This is a genomic window from Streptomyces sp. NPDC003247 (assembly GCF_042888135.1).
GTDB lineage: Bacteria > Actinomycetota > Actinomycetes > Streptomycetales > Streptomycetaceae > Streptomyces.
In genome coordinates this window covers 307,098-330,020 of sequence record NZ_JBIAPF010000007.1, presented here as the reverse complement: position 1 = coordinate 330,020, position 22,923 = coordinate 307,098, and the positions used below count along the sequence as shown (strand labels likewise).

Annotated in this window: 17 protein-coding genes, 3 tRNA genes and 1 pseudogene; 12 read left to right on the top strand and 9 right to left on the bottom strand. The window is 73.1% G+C overall.

Annotated features, from left to right (window positions below; genetic code table 11):
• Window positions 1–45: 45 nt before the first annotated feature.
• The 6 genes from ACFYWQ_RS24985 to ACFYWQ_RS24960 all read left to right on the top strand — a co-directional run bounded on the left by ACFYWQ_RS24985 (window position 46) and on the right by ACFYWQ_RS24960 (window position 4,713).
• Window positions 46–708: a GntR family transcriptional regulator gene (locus tag ACFYWQ_RS24985; RefSeq protein ID WP_389519076.1), complete on the top strand. Its 663-nt coding sequence runs from the start codon at window positions 46–48 to the stop codon at window positions 706–708.
• A complete protein-coding gene (locus ACFYWQ_RS24980; RefSeq protein WP_389519075.1) occupies window positions 705–2,018 on the top strand; it encodes a nitrate/nitrite transporter in 1,314 nt (437 codons plus the stop codon). The genes ACFYWQ_RS24985 and ACFYWQ_RS24980 overlap by 4 nt, the downstream gene beginning before the upstream one ends.
• Window positions 2,019–2,162: 144 nt before the next feature.
• Window positions 2,163–2,234: transfer RNA gene (locus tag ACFYWQ_RS24975), tRNA-Lys, on the top strand.
• A 5-nt stretch (window positions 2,235–2,239) separates the two neighbouring features.
• Window positions 2,240–2,311 (top strand) — tRNA-His (locus tag ACFYWQ_RS24970).
• A gap of 5 nt (window positions 2,312–2,316) precedes the next feature.
• A tRNA-Pro gene (locus ACFYWQ_RS24965) sits at window positions 2,317–2,388 on the top strand.
• 3 nt (window positions 2,389–2,391) lie between these two features.
• Window positions 2,392–4,713: a hypothetical protein gene (locus tag ACFYWQ_RS24960; RefSeq protein ID WP_389519074.1), complete on the top strand. Its 2,322-nt coding sequence runs from the start codon at window positions 2,392–2,394 to the stop codon at window positions 4,711–4,713.
• A gap of 240 nt (window positions 4,714–4,953) precedes the next feature.
• On the opposite strand, the gene ACFYWQ_RS24955 is transcribed toward ACFYWQ_RS24960, so the two are convergent.
• Genes ACFYWQ_RS24955 through pdhA form a run of 3 tightly spaced genes read right to left on the bottom strand, consistent with a single transcriptional unit; the run spans window position 4,954 to window position 8,789 of the window.
• Window positions 4,954–6,468: a dihydrolipoamide acetyltransferase family protein gene (locus ACFYWQ_RS24955; RefSeq protein ID WP_389519073.1), complete on the bottom strand. Its 1,515-nt coding sequence runs from the start codon at window positions 6,466–6,468 to the stop codon at window positions 4,954–4,956.
• 10 nt (window positions 6,469–6,478) lie between these two features.
• The gene (locus ACFYWQ_RS24950; protein ID WP_389519072.1) at window positions 6,479–7,480 is read right to left on the bottom strand and encodes an alpha-ketoacid dehydrogenase subunit beta; all 1,002 of its coding nucleotides are present in this window, start codon (window positions 7,478–7,480) and stop codon (window positions 6,479–6,481) included.
• A gap of 1 nt (window position 7,481) precedes the next feature.
• Entirely contained in the window at window positions 7,482–8,789 is a 1,308-nt protein-coding gene (gene pdhA / locus ACFYWQ_RS24945; protein ID WP_389519071.1) for a pyruvate dehydrogenase (acetyl-transferring) E1 component subunit alpha, read from the bottom strand.
• Window positions 8,790–9,311: 522 nt separating this feature from the next.
• On the opposite strand from pdhA, the gene ACFYWQ_RS24940 reads away from it, so the two are divergent.
• Entirely contained in the window at window positions 9,312–10,316 is a 1,005-nt protein-coding gene (locus ACFYWQ_RS24940; RefSeq protein WP_389519070.1) for a phosphotransferase, read from the top strand.
• 107 nt (window positions 10,317–10,423) lie between these two features.
• Here the strand turns inward: ACFYWQ_RS24940 and ACFYWQ_RS24935 are convergent, their stop codons facing one another.
• Window positions 10,424–12,037 (bottom strand): protein kinase, encoded by a 1,614-nt coding sequence (locus ACFYWQ_RS24935; RefSeq protein WP_389519069.1) that lies wholly within the window; start codon window positions 12,035–12,037, stop codon window positions 10,424–10,426.
• A 346-nt stretch (window positions 12,038–12,383) separates the two neighbouring features.
• On the opposite strand from ACFYWQ_RS24935, the gene ACFYWQ_RS24930 reads away from it, so the two are divergent.
• Window positions 12,384–14,033 (top strand): protein kinase, encoded by a 1,650-nt coding sequence (locus tag ACFYWQ_RS24930; RefSeq protein ID WP_389519400.1) that lies wholly within the window; start codon window positions 12,384–12,386, stop codon window positions 14,031–14,033.
• Window positions 14,034–14,118: 85 nt separating this feature from the next.
• Here the strand turns inward: ACFYWQ_RS24930 and ACFYWQ_RS24925 are convergent, their stop codons facing one another.
• On the bottom strand, window positions 14,119–14,667 hold the full coding sequence (locus ACFYWQ_RS24925) for a bacterial proteasome activator family protein (protein ID WP_389519068.1): 549 nt from the start codon (window positions 14,665–14,667) through the stop codon (window positions 14,119–14,121).
• A gap of 344 nt (window positions 14,668–15,011) precedes the next feature.
• On the opposite strand from ACFYWQ_RS24925, the gene ACFYWQ_RS24920 reads away from it, so the two are divergent.
• Window positions 15,012–15,371 (top strand): hypothetical protein, encoded by a 360-nt coding sequence (locus ACFYWQ_RS24920; RefSeq protein ID WP_389519067.1) that lies wholly within the window; start codon window positions 15,012–15,014, stop codon window positions 15,369–15,371.
• Window positions 15,372–15,399: 28 nt separating this feature from the next.
• Here the strand turns inward: ACFYWQ_RS24920 and ACFYWQ_RS24915 are convergent, their stop codons facing one another.
• Window positions 15,400–16,380 carry an NAD(P)H-quinone oxidoreductase gene (locus ACFYWQ_RS24915; protein ID WP_389519066.1) on the bottom strand — a complete coding sequence of 327 codons (981 nt, stop codon included), beginning with the start codon at window positions 16,378–16,380 and terminating at the stop codon, window positions 15,400–15,402.
• A gap of 209 nt (window positions 16,381–16,589) precedes the next feature.
• Between ACFYWQ_RS24915 and ACFYWQ_RS24910 the strand changes: the two genes are divergently transcribed.
• On the top strand, window positions 16,590–17,609 hold the full coding sequence (locus tag ACFYWQ_RS24910; RefSeq protein WP_389519065.1) for an ATP-binding cassette domain-containing protein: 1,020 nt from the start codon (window positions 16,590–16,592) through the stop codon (window positions 17,607–17,609).
• Entirely contained in the window at window positions 17,606–18,454 is an 849-nt protein-coding gene (locus ACFYWQ_RS24905; protein ID WP_389519064.1) for an ABC transporter permease, read from the top strand. The genes ACFYWQ_RS24910 and ACFYWQ_RS24905 overlap by 4 nt, the downstream gene beginning before the upstream one ends.
• 85 nt (window positions 18,455–18,539) lie before the next feature.
• Here the strand turns inward: ACFYWQ_RS24905 and ACFYWQ_RS24900 are convergent.
• Window positions 18,540–19,211 (bottom strand): annotated as a pseudogene (locus ACFYWQ_RS24900) (potassium channel family protein); the annotation flags it as partial.
• A gap of 111 nt (window positions 19,212–19,322) precedes the next feature.
• On the opposite strand from ACFYWQ_RS24900, the gene ACFYWQ_RS24895 reads away from it, so the two are divergent.
• Window positions 19,323–20,438: a potassium channel family protein gene (locus ACFYWQ_RS24895; protein ID WP_389519063.1), complete on the top strand. Its 1,116-nt coding sequence runs from the start codon at window positions 19,323–19,325 to the stop codon at window positions 20,436–20,438.
• A 107-nt stretch (window positions 20,439–20,545) separates the two neighbouring features.
• On the opposite strand, the gene ACFYWQ_RS24890 is transcribed toward ACFYWQ_RS24895, so the two are convergent.
• Window positions 20,546–22,021 (bottom strand): molybdopterin molybdotransferase MoeA, encoded by a 1,476-nt coding sequence (locus tag ACFYWQ_RS24890; RefSeq protein WP_389519062.1) that lies wholly within the window; start codon window positions 22,019–22,021, stop codon window positions 20,546–20,548.
• The gene (locus tag ACFYWQ_RS24885) at window positions 22,018–22,920 is read right to left on the bottom strand and encodes an NTP transferase domain-containing protein (RefSeq protein WP_389519061.1); all 903 of its coding nucleotides are present in this window, start codon (window positions 22,918–22,920) and stop codon (window positions 22,018–22,020) included. Before ACFYWQ_RS24885 ends, ACFYWQ_RS24890 begins: the two co-directional genes overlap by 4 nt.
• Window positions 22,921–22,923 lie beyond the last annotated feature (3 nt).

Below are 22,923 nucleotides of genomic sequence, written 5' to 3'. Positions count from 1 at the left end.
GGACGCGGACCACCCATGCGTACGTGTTGTATCTATCCTGTGGACATGCCATCCGCGCCGCCCGCCCCCCTCAAGCAGCCACCCGCCGCCGACCGCGTCTACACCCACGTCAAGCAGGGAGTCCTGGACCGCCGTTACGAGGGCGGCACGCTCCTCACCGAGGGCGAGCTCGCCGAGGCCGTCGGGGTCTCGCGCACGCCGGTGCGCGAGGCGCTGCTGCGCCTGGAGGTGGAGGGGCTGATCAAGCTCTACCCGAAGAAGGGCGCCCTGGTCCTGCCGGTGTCCGCGCAGGAGATCGCGGACGTCGTGGAGACCCGGCTGCTGGTGGAGGAGCACGCGGCGCGCAAGGCCGTCCCCGCGCCGCCGGGGCTCATCGCACGGCTGGAGGAACTGCTCGCGCGGCAGCGGACCCAGGCGGCCGCCGGCGACCTGGCCGGGGCCGCCGTCACCGACCGCTGCTTCCACGCCGAGATCGTCCGCAGCGGCGGCAACGAGATCCTCTCCCGGCTCTACGACCAACTGCGCGACCGGCAGCTGCGGATGGGCGTCGCGGTCCTGCACTCCCACCCCGACCGGATCGCCAAGACCCTCACCGAGCACGCCGAGATCCTGGAGGCGCTGCGCTCCGGCGACGCGGAGGCGGCCGTCGGGATCGTCCACCGGCACGTCGGCTGGTTCTCGCACCTGGCCCGGGGGGAGGTCCGATGAGCCCGGCGAGGCCCCTGGGCAACTCCACCCGACCGGGTGACCCGCCGGGCGGACGGCGCGCCGTCGCCGTCTGGGGGATCGGCGTCTCCGTCTACTTCGTCGCCGTCATCTTCCGCACCTCCCTGGGAGTGGCCGGCCTCGACGCCGCCGACCGCTTCCATGTGAACGCCTCCGCGCTGTCCACCTTCTCGATCCTCCAGCTGCTGGTGTACGCGGGCATGCAGATACCGGTCGGTCTCCTCGTCGACCGGCTCGGCACCAAGAAGGTCCTGGGCATCGGTGTGGTCCTCTTCACCGCCGGGCAGCTCGGGTTCGCCCTCTCCCCGACGTACGGCACGGCACTCGCCTCGCGGGCGCTGCTCGGCTGCGGGGACGCCATGACGTTCATCAGCGTGCTGCGGCTCGGCACCCGCTGGTTCCCGGCGCGGCGCGGGCCGATGGTCGCGCAGTTCGCGGGCCTGGCGGGCATGGCCGGCAACCTGGTGTCCACGCTGGTGCTGGCGCGGCTGCTGCACGGCGTGGGATGGACCGCCGCGTTCGCGGGCAGCTCGCTCGCCGGCGTCGTCGTCCTGGTGCTGCTGGTGCTGTTCCTGAAGGACCACCCCGAGGGGCACGACCCCGAGCCGTTCCCGCACCAGGGCGCCGCCTACGTACGGCGGCAGATCGCGGCCTCCTGGCGGGAGCCGGGCACGCGGCTGGGCCTGTGGGTGCACTTCACGACCCAGTTCCCGGCGATGGTGTTCCTGCTGCTGTGGGGGCTGCCGTTCCTCGTCGAGGCCCAGGGCCTCGACCGGGCCACCGCCGGCGAACTGCTCACCCTCGTCGTCCTGTCCAACATGGCCGTCGGACTCGTGTACGGGCAGGTCGTCGCCCGGCACCACGGGGCGCGCCTGCCGCTCGCGCTCGGCACCGTCGGGGCGACCGCGCTGCTGTGGGCGGCCACGCTCGCCTACCCGGACGACCACGCGCCGATGTGGCTGCTGGTGGTGCTGTGCGTGGTGCTCGGGGCCTGCGGGCCCGCCTCGATGATCGGGTTCGACTTCGCCCGGCCCGCCAACCCGCCCGAGCGGCAGGGGACCGCGTCCGGGATCACCAACATGGGCGGGTTCGTCGCCTCCATGACGACCCTCTTCGCGATCGGCGTCCTGCTGGACGCCACCGGCGACGACTACCGGGCCGCCTTCTCCGCGGTGTTCGTGCTCCAGGCCGTCGGGGTGAGCCAGATCCTGCGGCTGCGCAGGCGGGCGGCCCGGCGGGAACGGGAGCGGCTGGTCGCCAGCCGGGTCTCCACCGTGCACGTGCCCGCGTAGCCACGGCCCGGTGCCGGAGCCGATGCCGGTCCCGGTGCCGGAGCCGATGCCGGTCCCGGAGCCGGTGCCGGTCCCGGGGCGGAACGGACGCCGTCGTAAATCCGATTGTCCGACCGTAGCTCCGGGATCTACCGTCTAGGCCATCGACGTGTAGCTCAACAGCAGAGCACCGGGCTCTTCACCCGGAGGGCGCGGGGGCGGCACCCGCCACGTCGGCTCGACGACGTGTAGCTCAGCAGCAGAGCACCGGGCTGTGGTCCCGGGGGGCACGGGGGCGGAACCCGTCACGTCGGCTCATCGACGTGTAGCTCAGCAGCAGAGCGCCGGGCTCGGGACCCGGAGGGCACGGGGGCGGAACCCGTCACGTCGGCTTATGGACAACGACGCTGACCAGCAGCACCTCGCAGAGGCGAACCCGGGCTACGCGTCCGGCCAACTGGCCAAGGCGCTCAGGACCGCCCACACCCACCAGGACCCCGACACCCGCCACCGGGCCCAGGAGAAGGGCCGCGCCTGGCGGGCCGTCCTCGCCGGCATGGCGAACGGACTGCTCTCCGTCGGCTCGCGCACCCCGGTCGCCGGACTGCCCGCCTGGGTGACCCCGCAGGTCGTCCGCGGCGGCTTCGCCACCGGCGAGGCCGCGGCCGGCGGCCCCCTGCGCCCGTACGAGACCGAGGCCGCGCGGCAGGCGGGCGTCCCCGCGCAGCGGCGGGCCCTCTTCGCGTACTGGCTGTCCGAGGACGGACTGCGCCGCCTGTACGACCTGCTGGACAGCGGCCGCTACGAGGTGACCGTCCCCGAGGAGGCCGCCCTGCTCACCGTCGCCTGGCTCGCCCGGGCCGGGGAGACGGACGCCGCCCTCGACCTCGTCGAGGAACTGGTCCCCTTCGCGGACCGGCTGCGCTTCACCCCGGCCCCCGCCGACCGCCCCGCGCCCGACGCCGCCGCGGTGCACCGCCGGACCGTCGGCGACGCCCGGCACGGTCTGGGCCGGCGCCGGCCCGGCGAGGCCGTGGAGACACAGCGGGAGGCACTGGCCGTCTGGCAGCCGTTCGGCGACGAACTGCTCGCGCACTGGCTGGAGACGGCCGAGGACGGCCGGGTCCTGGCGCGCACACCCGACGCCGCCTGGCACGAGCGGGGCGCCGCCCTGCTGCGCCGCTACCGCGACCTCGCCCGCCGGCACACCCGCTGCACCAAGCACCTCGACCCCAAGCAGAACCTCGCCATCCTGCGCGGCGCGCTGGAGGAGAGCGTCGCCGGACGCCCGCTGGACGCGCGCCGGCTCGGGCTGCTGCGGCACGCCGTCACCTCCATGGTGCGGCGGCGCGGCCTGCCCGGCTCGCCCGAACTGACGGCGCTGCGCCGGAAGCAGGCCGCGCAGGCGGCGCTGCCCTCGCACCACGCGCTGGCCCAGCTGGTGCTGCGCCGGCTGTCCGGGCTGCCGCCGGAGGAGGGCGTCGCCGAGGTCGGTCCGCTCGTCGCCGCGGTCAGCCAGGAGGAGGCCCGGGAGACGGGACTGCCCGCGGGGGCGGCGATCCCGCGCGCCCTGCGCCGGCCCGTCGAGACCGCGCTGAGCGCGCCGCTGGGCACGCTGGTGGAGCGCGGTGTGGTGCCGTCCGCCGAGGTCATGGCCGAACTGGTCCCGCAGCTCGTCGCCGCGACGACCGCGCAGGCCTACCCGGAGGAGTCGCTGCGCACGCTGGCCGCCGCCCACTACCGCGCCTTCCGCAACCGCCGCTCGCTGCTGCTGCTCAACCTGGAGCGGCAGGTGCGGGCGGAGGAACTGCCATGGGTGAAGGCCGTGGCCGGGTGGCGTACCGGTGGCGAGGCGGACGAGGTGTCCGCCCTCGCGCTGCGGCAGCTCGGCGAACTGGCCGTGCAGGCCTTCCCGGGCACGATCCTGCCCAACCCGCTCGTCCGCGAACTGTCCGTCCTCGCCCGCCAGGCCGACCTCGGCGCCCCGCTGGTCGAGGAGCTGGCCGCCGACATCTTCATGGGCACGTTCACCCCGAAGTTCCTCGTCGCCGCCCGTGTCGCCGCGGAACTCCTCGGAGGCGGCTCGCTCTACGAGCGCTACTACGCCATCGACTACCGCGCCGTGCGCAACCTGGCGATCCTCGAAGCCGGTGAGGCCCAGCTCCGGACGGTCCGGCCCCGGGCCTCGGCCCGGTTCGCGCAGCTGTGCGCCGAACGGGCCGGGGCCTCCTCGACCCGCTCCCGGTGGGGCTCCGGATCGGTGGCGGCGAACGGCACGGTCATCGAGCAGGCGCAGATCCTCACCACGCACAACCTCGCCACCCTGGTCCACCGGGTCGGCATCAGCCCGGCCACGGGCTGGGAGGACCTGGCCCTCCGTAGCTTCGACACCGTCTGCCGCCTGACCGCCCGCGTCCACGGGAACCCGCGTCCCCTCGCCACCATCAAGGATGCGGCCTACGCCTGGCGCCAGATGCTGTTCCACCTGTCCCTGTGCACCCCGCGGGAACAGGCCCGCGCCCTGGACCGGCTGACCGAGGAGGCCGCCCGCCGCCCCGGCCATGTCGCGACCCGGCTCGCTCCCGCCCTGACCGGCCTGCGGCAGACCGCCGAAGGCGGCTCGCCGGACGAGGGCGAAGGCCGACGACTCCTGGGCTGGGCCACCGACGGCCACTGGATGCGCGAGGAGACCCCGGGGACCACCGCCGCCCGTTGAGCCGGGCATGCGGTGGGTCGTACCCACGGGTGGGACGGCCCCGCCCGGTGGGACGGCCCCGCCCACCGGGCGACCCCGCCCGGTTGGGCGGCCCGGCCCGGTGGGACGGCTCCACGGGGTGGGGCGACCCCACCCGGTGGGGCGACCCGGCCCGGTGGGGCGACCCGGCCCGGTGGGACGGCTCCACGGGGTGGGGCGACCCCACCCGAGGGGGCCGCGGCTCCCCGCGCTCACCCGGGCTCAGGCCCAGGTGATCAGCTTCTTCGGCTGCTCCAGGATCGCCGCCACGTCCGCCAGCACCTTGGAGCCCAGCTCGCCGTCGACCAGGCGGTGGTCGAAGCTCAGCGCGAGCGTGGTCACCTGACGCGGCTTCACCTTGCCCTTGTGCACCCACGGCTGGAGCTTGATCGCGCCGATGGCCAGGATCGCGGACTCGCCGGGGTTGAGGATCGGTGTGCCGGTGTCGATGCCGAAGACACCGACGTTGGTGATGGTGACCGTGCCGCCCTGCATGGCCGCCGGAGGCGTCCGCCCCTCGCGCGCCGTCGCCACCAGCTCGCCCAGCGCCTCGGCGAGCTGGGGCAGCGTCTTGTCGTGGGCGTCCTTGATGTTCGGCACGATCAGACCGCGCGGGGTCGCGGCCGCGATGCCCAGGTTGACGTAGTGCTTGCGCACGATCTCCTGGTTGGCCTCGTCCCAGGACGCGTTGATGTCCGGGTTCCGCCGGAGGGCGACCAGCAGGGCCTTGGCGATGAGCAGCAGCGGGTTGACCCGCAGGCCCTGCATGTCCTTGTCCTGCTTGAGCTCCTCGACGAGCTTCAGCGTGCGGGTCACGTCGACCGTCACGAACTCCGTGACGTGCGGCGCCGTGAACGCCGACCCCACCATGGCCTGCGCGGTCGCCTTGCGCACCCCCTTGACGGGGACACGGGTCTCGCGGGCCGCGTCGTACGAGACCACCGGGGCCGGGACGGTGACGGGGGCGGGGGCGGGGGCGGCCGCCGGGACGGGCTGCGGCGCCTCCGGCCGCTCGGGCGCGGGGGCCTGCGCCGGGGCCGCCGCCGCGTGGACGTCCTCGCGCGTGATGATGCCGTCCGGCCCGGACGGGACCACCGTCGCGAGGTCCACGCCCAGGTCCTTGGCGAGCTTCCGCACGGGCGGCTTGGCCAGCGGGCGGGCCTTGCCGACGGAGGCGTCGGACGGACCGGGGGCCGGTACGGCGGCCGGGCTGGGGACCGGTGCGGGGGCCGGTGCGGCGTGCGCCGCCGTGCCGTGGCCGTTCAGTTCGGCCTGGACGGCCGCGGCCGCCGCCGGTTCCTGGGCGGGAACCTCCGCGGCCTTGCGCGGACGGCGCTTGGTGGAGGAGGCGGCCACGCCGTACCCGACGAGGACCGGCTGGCGGCCGGAACCCTCCGCCTCGGGCGCGGCGGGCTCCCCCGCCACGGCCGGGGCGGCGGCCTGCGCCGGAGCCGCTGCCGCCGCCGGCGCCTCGCCGCCCGCGATGTCCACCGCGATGATCACCGTGCCCACGTCCACCGTGGTGCCCTCGGGGAAGTGGAGCGCGCGGACCACGCCGTCGTAGGGGATGGGCAGTTCGACGGCGGCCTTGGCCGTCTCGACCTCGCACACCACCTGACCGTCGGTCACCGTGTCCCCGGGCTGGACGTACCACTTGAGGATCTCGGCCTCGGTGAGCCCCTCGCCCACGTCGGGCATCCGGAACTCGCGAACGGACGCTTCCGTCATCGTCGTCACGACCCTCTCCTCAGTACGCCAGGGCACGGTCGACGGCGTCGAGCACCCGGTCCAGACCCGGCAGGTACTCCTCCTCCAGACGCGCCGGCGGGTACGGGACGTGGTAGCCGCCGACCCGGAGCACGGGGGCCTCCAGGTGGTAGAAGCAGCGCTCCGTGATCCGGGCGGCGATCTCCGCGCCCGAGCCGAAGAACACCGGCGCCTCGTGGACCACGACCAGACGGCGGGTCTTCTCCACCGATGCCTGGATGGAGTCGAAGTCGAGGGGGGAGACCGAACGCAGGTCCAGGACCTCCAGGCTCTTGCCCTCCTCGGCGGCCGCGTCGGCGGCCTCCCGGCAGACCTTCACCATCGGACCGTAGGCGACGAGGGTCACATCGGTGCCCTCGCGGACGACCTGCGCCTTGTGCAGCGGGCCGGGGATGGCCTCGGTGTTGACCTCGCCCTTGTCCCAGTAGCGCCGCTTGGGCTCGAAGAAGATCACCGGGTCGTCGCTCTGGATGGCCTGCTGCATCATCCAGTAGGCGTCCCCGGCGTTCGACGGCGAGACCACCTTCAGGCCCGCCACGTGCGCGAAGAGCGCCTCGGGGGACTCCGAGTGGTGCTCGACGGCGCCGATGCCACCGCCGTAGGGGATGCGGACGACGACGGGGAGCTTCACCTTGCCCAGCGAGCGGGCGTGCATCTTCGCGAGCTGGGTGACGATCTGGTCGTAGGCCGGGAAGACGAAGCCGTCGAACTGGATCTCCACCACCGGGCGGTAGCCGCGCAGGGCCAGGCCGATCGCGGTGCCCACGATGCCCGACTCGGCGAGCGGGGTGTCGATGACGCGGGACTCGCCGAAGTCCTTCTGGAGGCCGTCCGTCACCCGGAACACACCGCCGAGCTTGCCGACGTCCTCGCCCATGACGAGGACCTTGGGGTCGGAGTCCAGCGCGTGCCGCAGCGACTCGTTGATCGCCTTGGCCAGAGCCATGGTCGTGCTGGTCTTGCTGGTCGCAGTGCCGGCCATCTCAGTTGCCCCCCTCACCCGCGGCGACGCCGCTGTCGGACTCCGTCTCGAACGACGCCTGGTAGGCGGCGAACCGGGCCCGCTCCTCGTCGACGAGCGCGTGCCCGTCCGCGTACGCGTTCTCGAAGATGGCGAAGTGGTCCGGGTCCGGCATGGCACGGACCGCTTCGCGCACTCGCCTGCCCAACGCCTCGCTCTCGGCCTCGAGTTCCGCGAAGAATCCCTCGTCCGTGTGGTTTGAGGCCTCCAGGTACCGGCGCAGGCGCAGGATCGGGTCCTTGGCCTCCCAGGCGACGCGCTCGTCGTCGTGCCGGTAGCGGGTGGGGTCGTCGGAGGTGGTGTGGGCGCCCATCCGGTACGTGTAGGCCTCGACGAGGGTCGGCCCCTCGCCGCGGCGGGCCCGCTCCAGGGCCCACTTGGTGACCGCGAGGCAGGCGAGGACGTCGTTGCCGTCGACGCGGACGCCCGGGAAGCCGTAGCCCTGCGCCCGCTGGTAGAGCGGGACGCGGGTCTGCTTCTCGGTCGGCTCGGAGATCGCCCACTGGTTGTTCTGGCAGAAGAACACCACCGGCGCGTTGTAGACGGCGGAGAAGGTGAACGATTCGGCGACGTCGCCCTGGCTGGAGGCGCCGTCGCCGAAGTAGGCGAGGACCGCGCTGTCCGCGCCGTCCTTGGCGATGCCCATCGCGTAGCCGGTGGCGTGCAGCGTCTGGGCGCCGATGACGATCGTGTAGAGGTGGAAGTTGTTGCTGTTGGGGTCCCAGCCGCCGTTGTTGACGCCGCGGAACATGCCCAGCAGGTTGGCCGGGTCGACACCGCGGCACCAGGCGACGCCGTGCTCGCGGTAGGTCGGGAAGACGTAGTCGTCGTCGCGCAGGGCGCGGCCGGAGCCGATCTGGGCGGCCTCCTGGCCGAGCAGCGAGGCCCACAGGCCCAGCTCGCCCTGGCGCTGGAGGGAGGTGGCCTCGGCGTCGAAGCGGCGGGTGAGCACCATGTCGCGGTACAGGCCGCGCAGCTCGTCGGGACTGACGTCGGCGACGTACGGGTCGTACTCGGCGTCCTTCACGCGCTTGCCCTCGGGCGTGAGCAGCTGGACGAGCTCGGGCTCGCCGCCCTTCCCGGCGATGGCGCCGGCGGTACGGGCGGTGCGGGCCCCGGCGGCGGTGCGCTTGCCGGCGGCGCGCTTGCCGCCGGTGGCCTTCGCCGCGGCGGCGCGGGTGGTGCCGGTCGCCGTCTCGGTGCCGGTGGCTCCGGCCTTGCCTCCGGCGCTGCGTCGCGGCTTGCGCGCGGCAGTGCTCTCCACGGTCACGTGTGCTCCTCCGTCGGTCCGGCCCCCGGGGTTGCCGGGAACCAGTACGGCTCACCTGTTCCGACACCCGCGCACGGGGTGGGTGCCGCTCGGCCGGAACAGGCGTGACAGGTGCCCCGGCGAGCGCCCTGCAAGATGCACGTTACCCAGTACGCCACATGTCTGTGAAACCCCACCTGACCTGCGTTTTTGCTTGGATTTCCAAGTAAAATCGGCAAACTCGGGAAGGATCCTGGTCACAGCCTTGCAGGAGGCCGGAGCAACGGCACGTTATCCCGTCGGCCTCGGCAACGGGAAGAGCACGGATAGACGAGTGCACCAACCCACCGAAAAGGACGAAGCGCCCCATACCCCTACACCGGCCGCCGACCGGGGGGATCACTTCACGCCCGGGACCCACCTCAAGGCGACCGTCGGGGACCACTTGTGACACCTGGTGACTGTGTGTGACAACGCGCAGCTCACGGCACCGGACAGTGCCCTAGCATCAGGCGCGTGCCGCGCTCCTGTGTACCACCCCACATGCCCCACGCGCCCCCTCTGGGCGCCCTGCTCCGCCGCTACGCCGCCGGCTCCCCCCTCGACTGCGCGCCCGTCGACCAAGGTCTGCTGAACCGCGGCTACCGGCTGCGCACCACCCGCGGCCGCTACTTCCTCAAGCACCACTTCGACCCGGACACCGCCGACGAGGCCTCGATCGTCCGCCAGCACCGGGCCACCCAGCGCCTGGCCGACCTGGGGGTCCCCGTGGCGCCCCCGCTGCCCGGCCGCGACGGGCGCACGGTCGCCGTCGTCGGCGGCCACGCCTACGCCCTGCACCCGTGGATCGACGGCCGCCACCGCCACGGCGCCCAGCTCACCCCCGGTGAGTGCGCCCGTCTGGGGGCGCTGCTGGGGGTCGTGCACGCGAGCCTGGAACGGGTGATGCCGGCACACGCGCGGGCCCGCGCCGCACCCCCGGAGAGCGTCGCCCCGGCCGACACCTTCGCCGTGATCGACGACCTCCTCGCGCGCGTGCGCCGGCACCGCCCCGCCGACTCCTTCGACGAACTGGCCCGCCACCGGCTCCTGGAACGGCGCGCCCTGCTGGAACGGAACGCCGACCGCCGTCCCCCGCGCGGCGGCCCGGCCGGCTGGGTGCACGGGGACTTCCACCCCTTCAACCTGCTCTACCGCGACGACGCCCCCGCCGCCATCGTCGACTGGGACCGGCTCGGTGTGCAGCCGCGCGCCGAGGAGGCCGTACGCGCCGCCGCGATCTTCTTCGTCCTGCCCGGCGGCACCCTCGACCTGCCCAAGGCGCGGGCGTACGCGCGCGCGTACCGGCGCGCCGCCGGGGCCACCCCCTCGGAACTCGCGGCCGCCGTGCACCGCGTGTGGTGGGAGCGCCTCAACGACTTCTGGATGCTGCGCTGGCACTACGAGCGCGGCGACACCCGCGCCGATCCCCAGTTCCCGGCGGCCTCCGCCCTGGCGGTGTGGTGGACGCGCGAGTACGACGCGGTGTGCGACGCCTTCACGCTCTGACCCGGGCGCGGGGCCGCCCCGCCGGGGCGGGCCGCGCAGACGACGACGCGCGCGTGGGGAGCCCGGTCGGGCCCCACGCGCGCGCGTGGCGGTGTGGACGGAAGGGGTCAGCCGCCGAGGCTGCCGAGGCTGGTGGTGCCCTGGTCGCTGCCGCTGGAGGTGCCCGTCGTGGAACCGGCGTCCTCCCCGGTCCCGCCGTCCGTGGTGCCCGAGTCGCTCGACTCGGTGTCGGTCGGCTCCTCCGACGGCTGCGTCTCGGTCGGCTCCTCCGACGGCTGCTCGCTCTCCTCGCTGCTGTAGCTCGGGGAGGGCGAATACGACGGCGTGTACGACGGCGTGTACTCCGAACCGTAGTTCGAGCCGGAGCTGCCCTCCGTCGTCTCCTCCTCCGTCGACTCGTCGGTCGGCGAGTCGCTCGGGGACGCGCTGCTCTCGTCCTCCGTCGCGGACTGCGTGACGGTCGGCGACTCCGTGGTCTCCGACCCTCCGCCGCCGTCCGAACCGCTGTTGTTCAGCGCGAGGGCGACACCGGCCGCGATGGCGATCACCGCGAGGACGGCGAGGACCCACAGCTTGCCGCGGCCGCTGCCCCGGTTGCCGTGCCCCTCGAACCCGCCGTCGTCGCCGCCTCCGTAGCCCGAGGGCAGGATCGGCTGGGGGATCTGCGAGGTGCTGGAGCCGTCGGCGCCGTGCGGCATCGCCGTGGTGCCCGCGAACCCGGCCGCGGCGGCAGCCCCGCCGGCGGCCGCGTCGACCGGCCCGGTGTTCCAGGTGCCGGTGTGGCCGCCCTGGTCGTAGAGCATCTGAAGGGCGTACTGGACCAGGCCGCGCATCTCCTCCGCGGTCTGGAAGCGGTCGTCGGGCTCCTTGGCGAGGGAGCGCATGACCAGGCCGTCGAGTTCGGGCGGGCAGGCGCCGTCCGAGGTGCGCGACGGCGGCACCGGGATGTCCTGGACGTGCTGGTAGACCACCGACAGCGGGGTCTCGCCGGTGAACGGCGGACGCAGCGCGAGCAGTTCGTACAGCAGGCAGCCCGTGGCGTACAGGTCGGAGCGGTGGTCGACGGCCTTGCCGAGGGCCTGCTCCGGGGAGAGGTACTGCGGAGTGCCCATGACCATGCCGGTCTGCGTCATCGTCGTGGACGCGCCGTGCAGGGCTCGGGCGATGCCGAAGTCCATCACCTTCACGGCGCCGTTGTCCGTGATGATCACGTTCGCCGGCTTGATGTCGCGGTGGACGATGCCGTGCTGGTGCGAGTAGGCCAGCGCCTCCAGCACCCCGGAGACGATGATCAGCGCCTGCTCGGGGCCCGGCGCCTCGGCGTTGAGCAGCAGATCACGGATCGTCCGCCCCTCGACCAGCTCCATGACGATGTACGGCACGCTCTGGCCGCCCACGAAGTCCTCGCCGGAGTCGTACACGGCGACGATCGCGTGGTGGTTGAGGCCGGCCACCGACTGGGCCTCGCGGGTGAACCGGGCCTTGGACACCGGGTCCTCGGCGAGATCGGCGCGCAGCAGCTTGACGGCCACGGTTCGCCCGAGGCGCACGTCCTCGGCGGCGAACACCTCCGCCATGCCGCCCCGGCCGAGTCTGTGGGTCAGCCGGTACCGGCCGTCCCCGACAAGCCCGCCGTTACCCCACAGCTCCGGCGCATCTGACATACCGCCGCCAGTCGCCTCGGGGTCGGACGGGCCCTGAGCGCGCTGCTGCTGTGCCATCAGTCCTCGCCGTCGTTTCTGCCCGCGGTGCGCGCGGTGTTGTCACGGTCTCCGTCGGCCACGCTACAGCCTCCGCGCAAGCCGCCGGTCCGGGATGAGCGCGGGTACGGGTCGGAGACCGGACCGGCCATCAAACCCGCACCCCATGCCGGCGTGCAAATTCTGTGTACCGGCCGTACGCCGCCTGTAACGCTTCCGCGACGCTTCTTTCGCGTACGGTCACGGAACGGGCACCGCGCTTGACGTGTCAGTGGCCTGGGGCAGACTTGGCCGGGAATGGCACTTTCGATCAATGGCTAGCCACAGCAAGCGGCAGGTGCCCGACGCCTTACGGGGGACGCAGAAGATGAGCCAGGACGGCGCGCAGGGCCGGTATGCGGGGCGGGCGCTCGCCGGCGGCCGCTATCAGCTGCGCGACTTGCTCGGCGAGGGCGGCATGGCCTCCGTCCACCTCGCCTACGACTCCGTGCTCGACCGCCAGGTCGCGATCAAGACACTCCACACCGAGCTCGGCCGCGAGCAGGCCTTCCGCGAGCGCTTCCGCCGCGAGGCCCAGGCCGTGGCGAAGCTCACGCACACCAACATCGTCTCCGTCTTCGACACGGGCGAGGACGACGTGGACGGCATGACGACGCCGTACATCGTCATGGAGTACATCGAGGGCCGCCCGCTCGGGTCGGTGCTCGACGAGGACGTGCGGCAGCAGGGCGCGATGCCCGCCGACAAGGCGCTGAAGATCACCGCGGACGTGCTGGCGGCGCTGGAGATCAGTCACGAGATGGGGCTGGTCCACCGCGACATCAAGCCCGGCAACGTGATGATGACCAAGCGCGGTGTCGTCAAGGTGATGGACTTCGGCATCGCGCGCGCGATGCAGTCCGGCGTCACCTCGATGACGCAGACCGGCATGGTCGTCGGCACCCCGCAGTACCTCTCGCCCGAGCAGGCGCTGGGCCGGGGCGTGGACGCCCGCTCCGACCTGTACTCGGTCGGCATCATGCTGTTCCAACTGGTCACCGGCCGGATCCCGTTCGACGCGGACTCGGCGCTGGCGATCGCGTACGCGCACGTGCAGGAGGAGCCGGTGGCTCCTTCCTCCGTCAACCGCGCGCTGCCGCCGGCCGTGGACGCGCTCGTCGCGCGCGCGTTGAAGAAGAACCCGAACGAGCGCTTCCCCACCGCCGTGGCCATGCGCGACGAGTGCCTGCGCGTCGCGGCCTCCTTCCAGGCCGCCCCGCCGAGCATCGTCGCCGGTGCCCAGACGTCGAGCGGCGCGGGCGTCGGCTCCGCGGTCTTCCCGCCGGTCGGCCAGGGCACCCAGGGCCCGACGGGCAATGTGCAGACGCCGTACCAGCCCGCGCCGAACAACCCGTACGGCACCCCGGCGCCCTCGACGCCGGCCCCGGCGCCGTCCTACGGCTATCCGGCACAGGGCGGTTACCAGACGCCCGCCCCGTCGTACGGCCACCAGCAGGCGCCGCACACCCCGCCCGCCTACAACCTCACCCCGCAGCCGTCGACGGCGGTGGGCCCCGGCAGCGGACGGGCGAGCAGCAAGCCGGTGGTCGTCGGCTCGACTGTCGTCGCGGTCGTGGCGGTCGCCGCCCTGCTGGGCACCCTCATGGCGAACGACGGCAGCGAGGACGACAAGGGCGGCTCCGGCGGAGCCAGTTCCAGCGCCACCGCCACGAAGGCGGCCGGCTACCGCGGCCCGGACACCTCGAAGACGATCGACTCGGCCGAGTGCTCCGAGCCCGACGAGTCGTACAACGACCCCGACAAGATCCGCGTCCCGAACTTCCAGTTCAAGTACATCAAGTCGGTCAAGGAGTGCTTCCAGGCGGCCGGCTGGACGATGACGATCAAGGACGTCGACGAGAACACGTACGGCCAGGGCGCGGTCATGGACCAGTTCCCGTCCGCCGGGACGGACGTCGACCCCGAGGACATGCCGGAGATCGAGCTGAGCGTGTCGACGGGCAACCCGGCGTCCTGACGTCCCGGCAACCGAAAGGGCCCGGCGGCGACCGCCGGGCCCTTCGTACGGGGTCTGGTCGTACGGGGTTTCTCCTCGTACGGGGTTACAGGTACGGTCCGCCCGAGCGGCCGCCCGTGCGGGGGTCGTCGAGGCCCTCCTGGCCGCCCACACCCGGCGGCAGCGCGCGGCGCATCTGCTCCAGCTGGGCGCGCGCGGCCATCTGCTGCGCGAACAGGGTGGTCTGGATGCCGTGGAACAGGCCCTCCAGCCAGCCGACCAACTGGGCCTGGGCGATCCGCAGTTCCGCGTCGCTCGGAGTCGCGTCGTCGTTGAACGGCAGGGAGAGCCGCTCCAACTCCTCGACGAGCTCGGGCGCCAGACCGTCCTCCAGTTCCTTCACCGAACTGGAGTGGATCTCCTTGAGCCGAGCCCGGCTCGCCTCGTCCAGGGGAGCCGCCCGCACCTCCTCCAGCAACTGCTTGATCATGCTGCCGATCCGCATGACCTTCGCCGGCTGCTCGACCTGTTCCGTCACCGGGGTCTCACGGGAGTCCTCGTCCGCGTCGCCGCCACCGAGTGCCATACCGTCCTGGCCCACGACCAGGATCCGCTGGGCGTTCTCCGGCGACCTTTCGTTCCTCGGCATCTCCATGCCGCCATTCTCTCGCACCCGTACACCTCATCACCGTGGTGCCCCCCGGGAAAGATGATCCACCGTTTCCGTTCGGAGCAGTCCGTGATGCGGTGAACACGGCCGAATGCCAGGCTTGTCGCTACTTGTTCTCTATCGGCTGACACCGGGAGGGGGTCACGGACGTGACTCCATGGCGGTGGGGGTTGTGCGGACCGGCGGTGAGCCTGGCGCTGGCGGCCGGGCTGCCGTACGGCGGAGTCGCGTCGTACGCCGCCGCGCCGTCGCCGTCCACGACCTCGTCCCCGTCCTCATCCTCATCCCCGTCTTCGTCCCCCTACACGTCTTCGTACACATCCGCGTCCTTGTCCGCGTCCGCGTCCCCGGTCGGGCCCGACCGGGCCGGGAGCCGGGCCGGGGAGGGACGCATCCGTCCGGGGCGGACGGCGGACGAGGACGGGGCCGAGGACGGGGACGTGTACGAGGACGACGACGTGGAGGCGTACGAGGAGCAGGACGCGGGGGAGGACCCGGCCGAGGAGGAGCCGGCCGAGGAGGACCCGCCCGCGGCCGGGCTCGTGCCCAGCGCGTCGCCGCGGGCGGCCACCCAGCAGGAACAGCCCGTCGGGCACGCCCTGCGGGTCCTGCCCCTCGGCAGCGGCCTGATCCTCATCGGCCTCGGTCTCGGCCTCGCCTTCCTCGGACTGCGGCTGCGCCGTGGCTAGGACGACGCCCTGTGGCCGTGCGGTGCCGTCAGGGTGCGACCAGCAGGACCTTGCCGACGTGACCGCTCTCCTCGACGATGCGGTGGGCGGTGGCCGCGTCCTGCATCGGGACCTCGCGGTCGACGACCGGGCGGACGTGACCGGCGGCCAGCAAGGGCCAGACGTGCTCGCGCACCGCCGCGACGATCGTCGCCTTCTCCTCGAGCGGGCGGGCCCGCAGCGAGGTCGCGCTGATCGCGGCACGCTTGGCGAGGAGCGCGCCGATGTTCAGCTCACCCTTCACCCCGCCCTGCATGCCGATGATCGCGAGGCGGCCGTTGACGGCCAGGCTCTGGACGTTGCGCTCCAGGTACTTCGCGCCCATGTTGTCGAGGATGACGTCGGCCCCGGCACCGTCCGTGGCCTGCTTGATCTCGGCCACGAAGTCCTGCTCCCGGTAGTTGACCAGGATGTCCGCGCCCAGCTCGGCACACCGCCGCAGCTTCTCCTCGCTGCCCGCGGTGACGGCGACCCTGGCGCCGACGGACTTGGCCAGCTGAACGGCCATGGTGCCGATCCCGCTGGAGCCGCCGTGCACCAGCAGCGTCTCACCGGGGCGCAGATGGGCGACCATGAAGACGTTCGACCAGACCGTGCACGTCACCTCGGGGAGCGCGGCGGCCTGCCGGAGGTCGATCCCCTCGGGCACCGGCAGCAGCTGCCCCGCCGGGACGACGACCTTCTCCGCGTATCCGCCGCCCGCGAGCAGCGCGCACACCTCGTCGCCGACGGCCCAGCCGCTGACTCCGGGGCCGAGCTCGGCGATGCGCCCCGAGCACTCCAGGCCGGGGTAGGGCGACGCGCCCGGCGGCGGGTCGTAGAAGCCCTGCCGCTGCATGATGTCGGCGCGGTTGACGGCGCCGGCCACCACCTCGACCAGGACCTCGCCCTCGCCGGGTACGGGATCGGGGACCTCTTCCCACACCAGCGCCTCGGGACCACCAGGTTCGGAAATCGTGATCGCATGCATGGGAGGGACGCTACTCCTGCGTCCGCGGCGTCCGCCGTAGCGGCCGTCGGGCGACCGCGGACCCACAGCGGTCAGCGGACCCGCAGCGGTCAGCGGAGCCGCAGCGGTCATGGGCCGGTCCCGGGGACATCCCGATGCGCGACCGATGAGTCTGCGCGACGGTGAAGGTCTCCCCTGCGTAATCCGACTGCGCGGAAGGACACTCCCCCATGAGCCAGCACACCGCCGGCCTGGCCATCGAGACCGCGGGCCTGGTGAAGACGTTCGGCGAGACCCGCGCCGTGGACGGCGTGGACCTCGCCGTGCCCGCCGGCACGGTCTACGGCGTCCTCGGGCCCAACGGCGCCGGAAAGACCACCACCGTCAAGATGCTCGCCACGCTCCTCAGGCCCGACGGCGGCGAGGCCCACGTCTTCGGCCACGACGTGGTCCGCGAGGCCGACGAGGTACGCGGCCTGGTCAGCCTCACCGGCCAGTACGCGTCGGTGGACGAGGACCTCACCGGTACCGAGAACCTGGTGCTGCTCGGCCGGCTCCTCGGGCACGGCAGGAAGCCAGCCCGGGAGCGGGCGGCCCAACTCCTGGAGGCGTTCGGGCTCACCGACGCGGCAGGCAAGCAGATCAAGCACTACTCGGGCGGCATGCGGCGCCGCATCGACATCGCCGCGTCCATCCTCAGCACGCCCGAGCTGCTCTTCCTCGACGAGCCGACCACCGGCCTCGACCCGCGCAGCCGCAACCACGTGTGGGACATCGTGCGGGCGGTGGTCGCGCAGGGCACCACCGTGCTGCTGACCACGCAGTACCTGGACGAGGCCGATCAGCTGGCCTCCCGGATCGCCGTCATCGACCACGGCAAGGTGATCGCCGAGGGCACCAAGGGCGAGCTGAAGGCGTCCGTGGGAGCCGGCTCCGTCCATCTGCGGCTGCGGGACGCCGGGCAGCGGTCCGAGGCGGCGGAACTGCTGCGACGGGTTCTGGACGCCTCCGTGGAGCCCGAACCCGACGCGGTGGCGCTGACGGCCCGGCTGACCGCCACGGCGGACGACACGGCCGCCGAACAGGCCGCGCGCGCCCTCTCCGAGCTCTCCCGGGCCGGGATCACCGTCGACGACTTCTCACTCGGGCAGCCCAGCCTCGACGAGGTGTTCCTCGCCCTGACCGGACACGACACCCACGACGCCGCCGACGACGTGCGGCCCGACCCGAAGGACGAGGTGGCGGCATGAGCACCGCGACGACCGACGACACCCGGACACTCGCCCCGGTGAGCGCCGACTCCCTCGCGGCGCTGCTCGTCGCCCGGGAGCGGCCGCCGCGCCCGAGCGCCTGGTCGGCCTCGCTCACCTTCGGCTGGCGGGCCGTCCTGAAGATCAAGCACGTGCCGGAGCAGCTCTTCGACGTCACCGCGTTCCCGATCATGATGGTGCTGATGTACACATACCTGTTCGGCGGTGCCCTGGCCGGGTCGCCGAAGGAGTACATCCAGTTCCTGCTGCCGGGCATCCTCGTGATGTCCGTCATGATGATCACGATGTACACGGGCGTCTCGGTGAACACGGACATCGAGAAGGGCGTGTTCGACCGCTTCCGCTCACTGCCGATCTGGCGGCCGTCGACGATGGTCGGCTACCTCCTCGGCGACGCCCTGCGCTACACGATCGCCTCCGCCGTGATGCTCACCGTCGGCATGATCCTCGGCTATCGCCCGGACGGCGGGTTCGTCGGCGTCGTCGCCGGGATCGCCCTGCTGATCGTCTTCTCGTTCGCCTTCTCGTGGATCTGGACCATGTTCGGGCTGATGCTGCGCACCGAGAAGTCGGTGATGGGCGTCAGCATGATGGTGATCTTCCCGCTGACCTTCCTGTCCAACGTGTTCGTCGACCCGAGGACCATGCCCGGCTGGCTCCAGGCGTTCGTCAACAACAGCCCGGTCACGCATCTGTCCTCCGCGGTGCGCGGACTGATGGCGGGCGACCGGCCGACCGCCGACATCGCCTGGTCGCTGGGGTGGGCCGCGCTGTTCGTGCTGGTCTTCGGACCGGTCACGATGCGGCTGTACAACCGCAATTAGGAAGGCTTCCAGAAGGCTTCCCCTGGAGGCGGGGCGCCGTCCACGAGAAGCCGGGCGCCGTCCGCTGGAGGCGGGGCGCCGTCCGCTAGAGGCGGGGGGGTGCCGTTCGCGGCTCCGGCGGTACCCGCACGATGGTGACCAGGCGGTCCGTCAGCTCCAGGACGCCGATCGCCGGATCGTCGTAGGCGAGCACCCGGTGACCGCGGACGACGCTCACCACCAGATCGTCCGTCTCGCGCGGGCTGCGTCCCGACTCGGCCTTGGTGACGGGCCGCTCCACGAGGTCCAGGCCGCTGCCCTGGTGCATGAGGTCCTCCATGACCCGGCCGGCCGCCGGGCTGAGCACGGACAGCCCGAGGAGGCGTCCGGCCGCTCCCGCGCTGGTGATGACCTCGTCCGCGCCCGACTGCTGGAGCAGCGGCGCGTTCTCCTCCTCCCGCACCGCGGCCACGATCTTCGCCCGGGGATTGAGCTGGCGGGCGGTCAGGGCCACGAGGACGGACGTGTCGTCGCGTTCCGTCGCGATGATGATCTTTCCGGCCCGCTGCACCTCCGCCCGGCGCAGCACGTCGCTGCGCGTCGCGTCGCCGACCACGCCCTCGTAGCCCTCGGCCGTCGCCGCGGCGATCATCTTGGCGCCGGGATCGATCACGACGACCTGCTCCTTCCGCAGTCCCGAGGCACAGGCGGTGCGGATCGCGGCCCGCCCCTTCGTGCCGAAGCCGACGACGACGGTGTGGTCGCGCAAGGGAGACCTCCGGGATACTGGGCGAAACCTCGGTACGGACGGGGTGTTGCGTGCTGACGGGAACAACCCGCCGGGAACCATGGTGCCCACCGTACGGATCACCATGACAGGGGGCACGCGATGCGAGACCACGAACGACAGCCTGCCGGGGCACGGCGGCTCTCCCTCCTCAGGTCGCTCTGGTACCGCTCGCGCGCCGAGGCCCGTGACGACGCCGAGGCCGGCCGCTCCATCACGATGCCGGTGCAGAGCGCCCTGCCGCCACTCCAGCAGGTGCTGCGGCGCCTCGCCCTGGCCCTGTTCGTGCTGGCCGTCACCACGTTGATCGTCTACGCCGACCACGAGGGCTACAACGACAATTCCGACGGCTCCGTCGACCTCCTCGACTCGGCCTACTACGCCACCGTCACCCTCTCCACCACCGGATACGGCGACATCACGCCCGTCAGCGACACGGCCCGGCTCGTCAACATCCTCGTCATCACGCCGCTGCGCGTGCTCTTCCTGATCATCCTGGTCGGCACCACCCTCGAAGTGCTCACCGAGCGCACCCGCCAGCAGGTCCGCGTCCACCGCTGGCGCACCCGCACCCACAACCACGTCGTGGTCGTCGGCTACGGCACCAAGGGCCGCCACGCGGTGGAGACGCTCGTCGGGCAGGGCGTCCCCAAGGAACAGATCGTCGTCGTGGACGCGCAGCTCAAGGCCGCGGTGTCCGCCGGGGACGACGGGCTGGTCACGGTGACCGGGGACGCCACCCGCTCCGAGACGCTCCTCAAGGCCGAGGTTCCCAGCGCCGCCCGGGTGATCGTCGCCCCGCAGCGCGACGACACCGCGGCCCTGGTCACCCTCACCGCACGCCAGCTGAACCGGCGGGCCACGATCGTCGTCGCCGCCCGGGAGGACGAGAACGTCCCGCTGCTCAAGCAGAGCGGCGCGGACACAGTGGTCACCAGCTCCAGCTCCGCCGGCCGGCTGCTCGGCGTCTCCATGGTCAGCCCGATCGTGGCGAGGACCCTGGAGGACCTGATGACCCTGGGCAGCGGACTGGACCTGATCGAACGTCCCGTCACCCGGCAGGAGGTGGGACGGTCGCCACGCGCCTGCGCGGACCTGATGGTGGCGGTCCTGCGGGGCAAGGATCTGCTGGACTTCGCCGACCCGAAGCTCACCGAGCTCAAGGCGGGGGACCGGGTGATCACGGTGAGCCGGGCCCCGGTCACCGAGCAGGTGTGACCCGGGCGGGCGACGCCTGAAGGGGCGAATGTTTCACGTGAAACGGGCAGGTCGTGATCTGTCGAGGTGTTTCACGTGAAACAGGCCGAGTGGGTCATTCGGGTGTTTCACGTGAAACAGGCGTCGATCCCGGCCGCAGCCCACGGCAGGTCCAGCAGTTCCGTCTCCTGACCTGCGCGCACCCCACCCGGTGGTACGACGGCCAGGACGTCGGCCGCCGCGATGCCGCGGAGCATCGCCGGGCCGTTGTAGTGCAGCGGCACGGCGTGGTCGCCTCGTAGAACGGCCGGGACGAGCCGGGTGTCGTGCGGGTGCCCGTGCACCGCCTCCTTCAGCGGCAGCGTGTACGGCTCGGGGGCCGGACGGGCGGCGAGCGTACGCAGCAGCGGCTCGGCGAGGGTGACCAGGCCGGAGACGGCCGCGAGGGGGTTGCCGGGCAGGCCCACGAGGTGCCGGCCGTCCTGGAGACGGGCCAGCAGCATCGGATGGCCGGGGCGCACCTGAACCCCGTCGACCAGGAGCTCGGCGCCGATACGACGCAGCGTGGGGTGGACGTGGTCGACGGGGCCAGAGGCCGTGCCGCCGGTGGTGATGATCAGGTCCGCCGCCGACGTCGTCAGGGCCCGGTACAGGGCCTCCGCGTCGTCGCCCAGTCTGTGCAACGCCACCACCTCGGCACCCAGCGCCCGCAGCCATGGGGGAAGCATCGGGCCGAGCGCGTCCCTGATGAGGCCGTCGTGCGGGCGGCCCTCGGTGAGCAGTTCGTCGCCGAGGACGAGCACCTCCACACGGGGGCGGGGCACGGCCGCCAGCGTGTCGTAGCCGGCGGCCGCGGCGAGCCCCAGGACGGCCGGGGTCACCACCGAGCCGGCCGGCAGCAGCTGGTCCCCGCTCCGGCACTCCTGGCCGCGGGGGCGGATGTCCTGGCCGTGCCGGTTCTCACGGGTGGGGTGGAGCCGGCCCTTCTCGTCGGTACGGCCGTGCTCGCTGCGGAGCACGGCCGTGGTGTCGGGCGGGATCCGGGCTCCGGTGGCGATACGAGCGGCCTCACCGTCGGCGAGGGGCGCGGGCTGCGCGTGCCCGGCCAGGACACCCTCGTCCCGTACGGCCCAGGGACCGGGGCCGGCGACCGCCCAGCCGTCCATCGCGGAGGTGTCGAAGGAGGGCAGGTCGGTGAGGGCGGTCAGGGGGGCGGCCAGGACCAGGCCGAGCGCGTCGACGAGGGACACGGAGACGGGGGTGCGGCGGGCGGCGGTGGAGCGGGCGGCCCGACCGGCGATCGTGCGGGCCTCGGCCCACGGGGTGGCGGTGGCCCGGTGACCGGCCGGGTGTCCCTGGGCATCACGGGGGCCGGCTGTCCCGCCGTGCCCTGCGCCGGGCCGGCCGGCGTGGTCGTCGCCGTGCCGTCCGCCCCGGTCCTCACCGTGCGCGGCCGCCGACGCGGGGCTGCCGTCCCCGGCCGGGCGGAGGGCGCCGTCCCCGGCCGGGCCGGGGGAGCTGTTGCCGTGGTTCACGAGGGCGAGCGCCTCCTCGACGTCGAGGTCCTCGGCGTCCTGGCCGCCCCGGACACCGAAGGCGGTCATCCGGCGTCCGGGCGGGTGTCGGGCGTGGCGTCGGGAGCCACGTCGGACCGGCCGTCGCCGGGTTCGTCGGCCCAGCGCACGGCCAGGTCGGCGGCCTTGCGGGCGGCCTCGGCGACGGCTTCGGGCCCGCCCTGGGCCCGCCCTGCCGCGTAGCCGACCAGGAAGGTCGTCAGCGGGGCGGCGGGCCGGGCCACGCCGTGGGCGGCGTCACGGGCGAGGTCGAGGAGGACGCCGGTGTCGACGTCGAGGTCGATGCCCAGTTCGTCCTTGACTGCGGAGATCCATTCATCCAACACGTGGCCATGCTCCCTGATACGTGCCCTGGCGGTGGCGATGTCGTCCCAGGTGTCGCAGTCGAAGGACGCGACGGGGTCGGGGACGCGGGTGAGGTCGAGCCCGGCGGTGAGCCGGCGCAGCGGAAGGCCGGTGAGGCCGTTGTGCCGCTCGCCGAGCGCCGCCAGTTCACGGCGCAGGGCGGACGTGCGGTAGGCGGCGACGAGCGGCTGGTCGCGGCCGTCGGCGTCGGTGAGCAGCGCGCCCTCGGCATGGTGGTCGTCCAGGGCGGCCAGCAGGCCGCGGACGGTGTCCGGCGCGAGGAACGGCAGGTCGGCGGAGAGGACGAGGACGCGGTCGGCGGTGGTGTGGCGCAGTCCGGCGCCGAGGGCCGCGACCGGGCCCGCGCCGGGCGGGTCCTCGCGCGCCCACCGCACGGGCCGGACGGTGGGCCGGGGGTCGGCGACGACGACGGTGGTCCGCGCGTCGGCGCAGGCGGACAGCACCCGGTCGAGCAGCGCGCGCCCGCCCACGCGGACGCCGGGCTTGTCGGCACCGCCGAGGCGGCGGGCGCCGCCACCGGCGAGCACGACGGCGTCGTGAGCGGGGGACACGTTCGGGGTCACCCC

Excerpts from the sequence above, each read along its gene's own strand:
- ACFYWQ_RS24910 (WP_389519065.1), top strand. The coding sequence starts at position 16,590 with ATGAGCCAGCACACCGCCGGCCTGGCCATCGAGACCGCGGGCCTGGTG.
- ACFYWQ_RS24925 (WP_389519068.1), bottom strand. The coding sequence starts at position 14,667 with ATGGAGATGCCGAGGAACGAAAGGTCGCCGGAGAACGCCCAGCGGATC.
- ACFYWQ_RS24935 (WP_389519069.1), bottom strand. The coding sequence starts at position 12,037 with ATGGCACAGCAGCAGCGCGCTCAGGGCCCGTCCGACCCCGAGGCGACT.
- ACFYWQ_RS24980 (WP_389519075.1), top strand. The coding sequence starts at position 705 with ATGAGCCCGGCGAGGCCCCTGGGCAACTCCACCCGACCGGGTGACCCG.
- ACFYWQ_RS24890 (WP_389519062.1), bottom strand. The coding sequence starts at position 22,021 with ATGACCGCCTTCGGTGTCCGGGGCGGCCAGGACGCCGAGGACCTCGAC.
- ACFYWQ_RS24960 (WP_389519074.1), top strand. The coding sequence starts at position 2,392 with ATGGACAACGACGCTGACCAGCAGCACCTCGCAGAGGCGAACCCGGGC.
- ACFYWQ_RS24915 (WP_389519066.1), bottom strand. The coding sequence starts at position 16,380 with ATGCATGCGATCACGATTTCCGAACCTGGTGGTCCCGAGGCGCTGGTG.
- ACFYWQ_RS24905 (WP_389519064.1), top strand. The coding sequence starts at position 17,606 with ATGAGCACCGCGACGACCGACGACACCCGGACACTCGCCCCGGTGAGC.
- ACFYWQ_RS24940 (WP_389519070.1), top strand. The coding sequence starts at position 9,312 with ATGCCCCACGCGCCCCCTCTGGGCGCCCTGCTCCGCCGCTACGCCGCC.
- ACFYWQ_RS24950 (WP_389519072.1), bottom strand. The coding sequence starts at position 7,480 with ATGGCCGGCACTGCGACCAGCAAGACCAGCACGACCATGGCTCTGGCC.
- ACFYWQ_RS24895 (WP_389519063.1), top strand. The coding sequence starts at position 19,323 with ATGCGAGACCACGAACGACAGCCTGCCGGGGCACGGCGGCTCTCCCTC.
- ACFYWQ_RS24985 (WP_389519076.1), top strand. The coding sequence starts at position 46 with ATGCCATCCGCGCCGCCCGCCCCCCTCAAGCAGCCACCCGCCGCCGAC.
- ACFYWQ_RS24930 (WP_389519400.1), top strand. The coding sequence starts at position 12,384 with ATGAGCCAGGACGGCGCGCAGGGCCGGTATGCGGGGCGGGCGCTCGCC.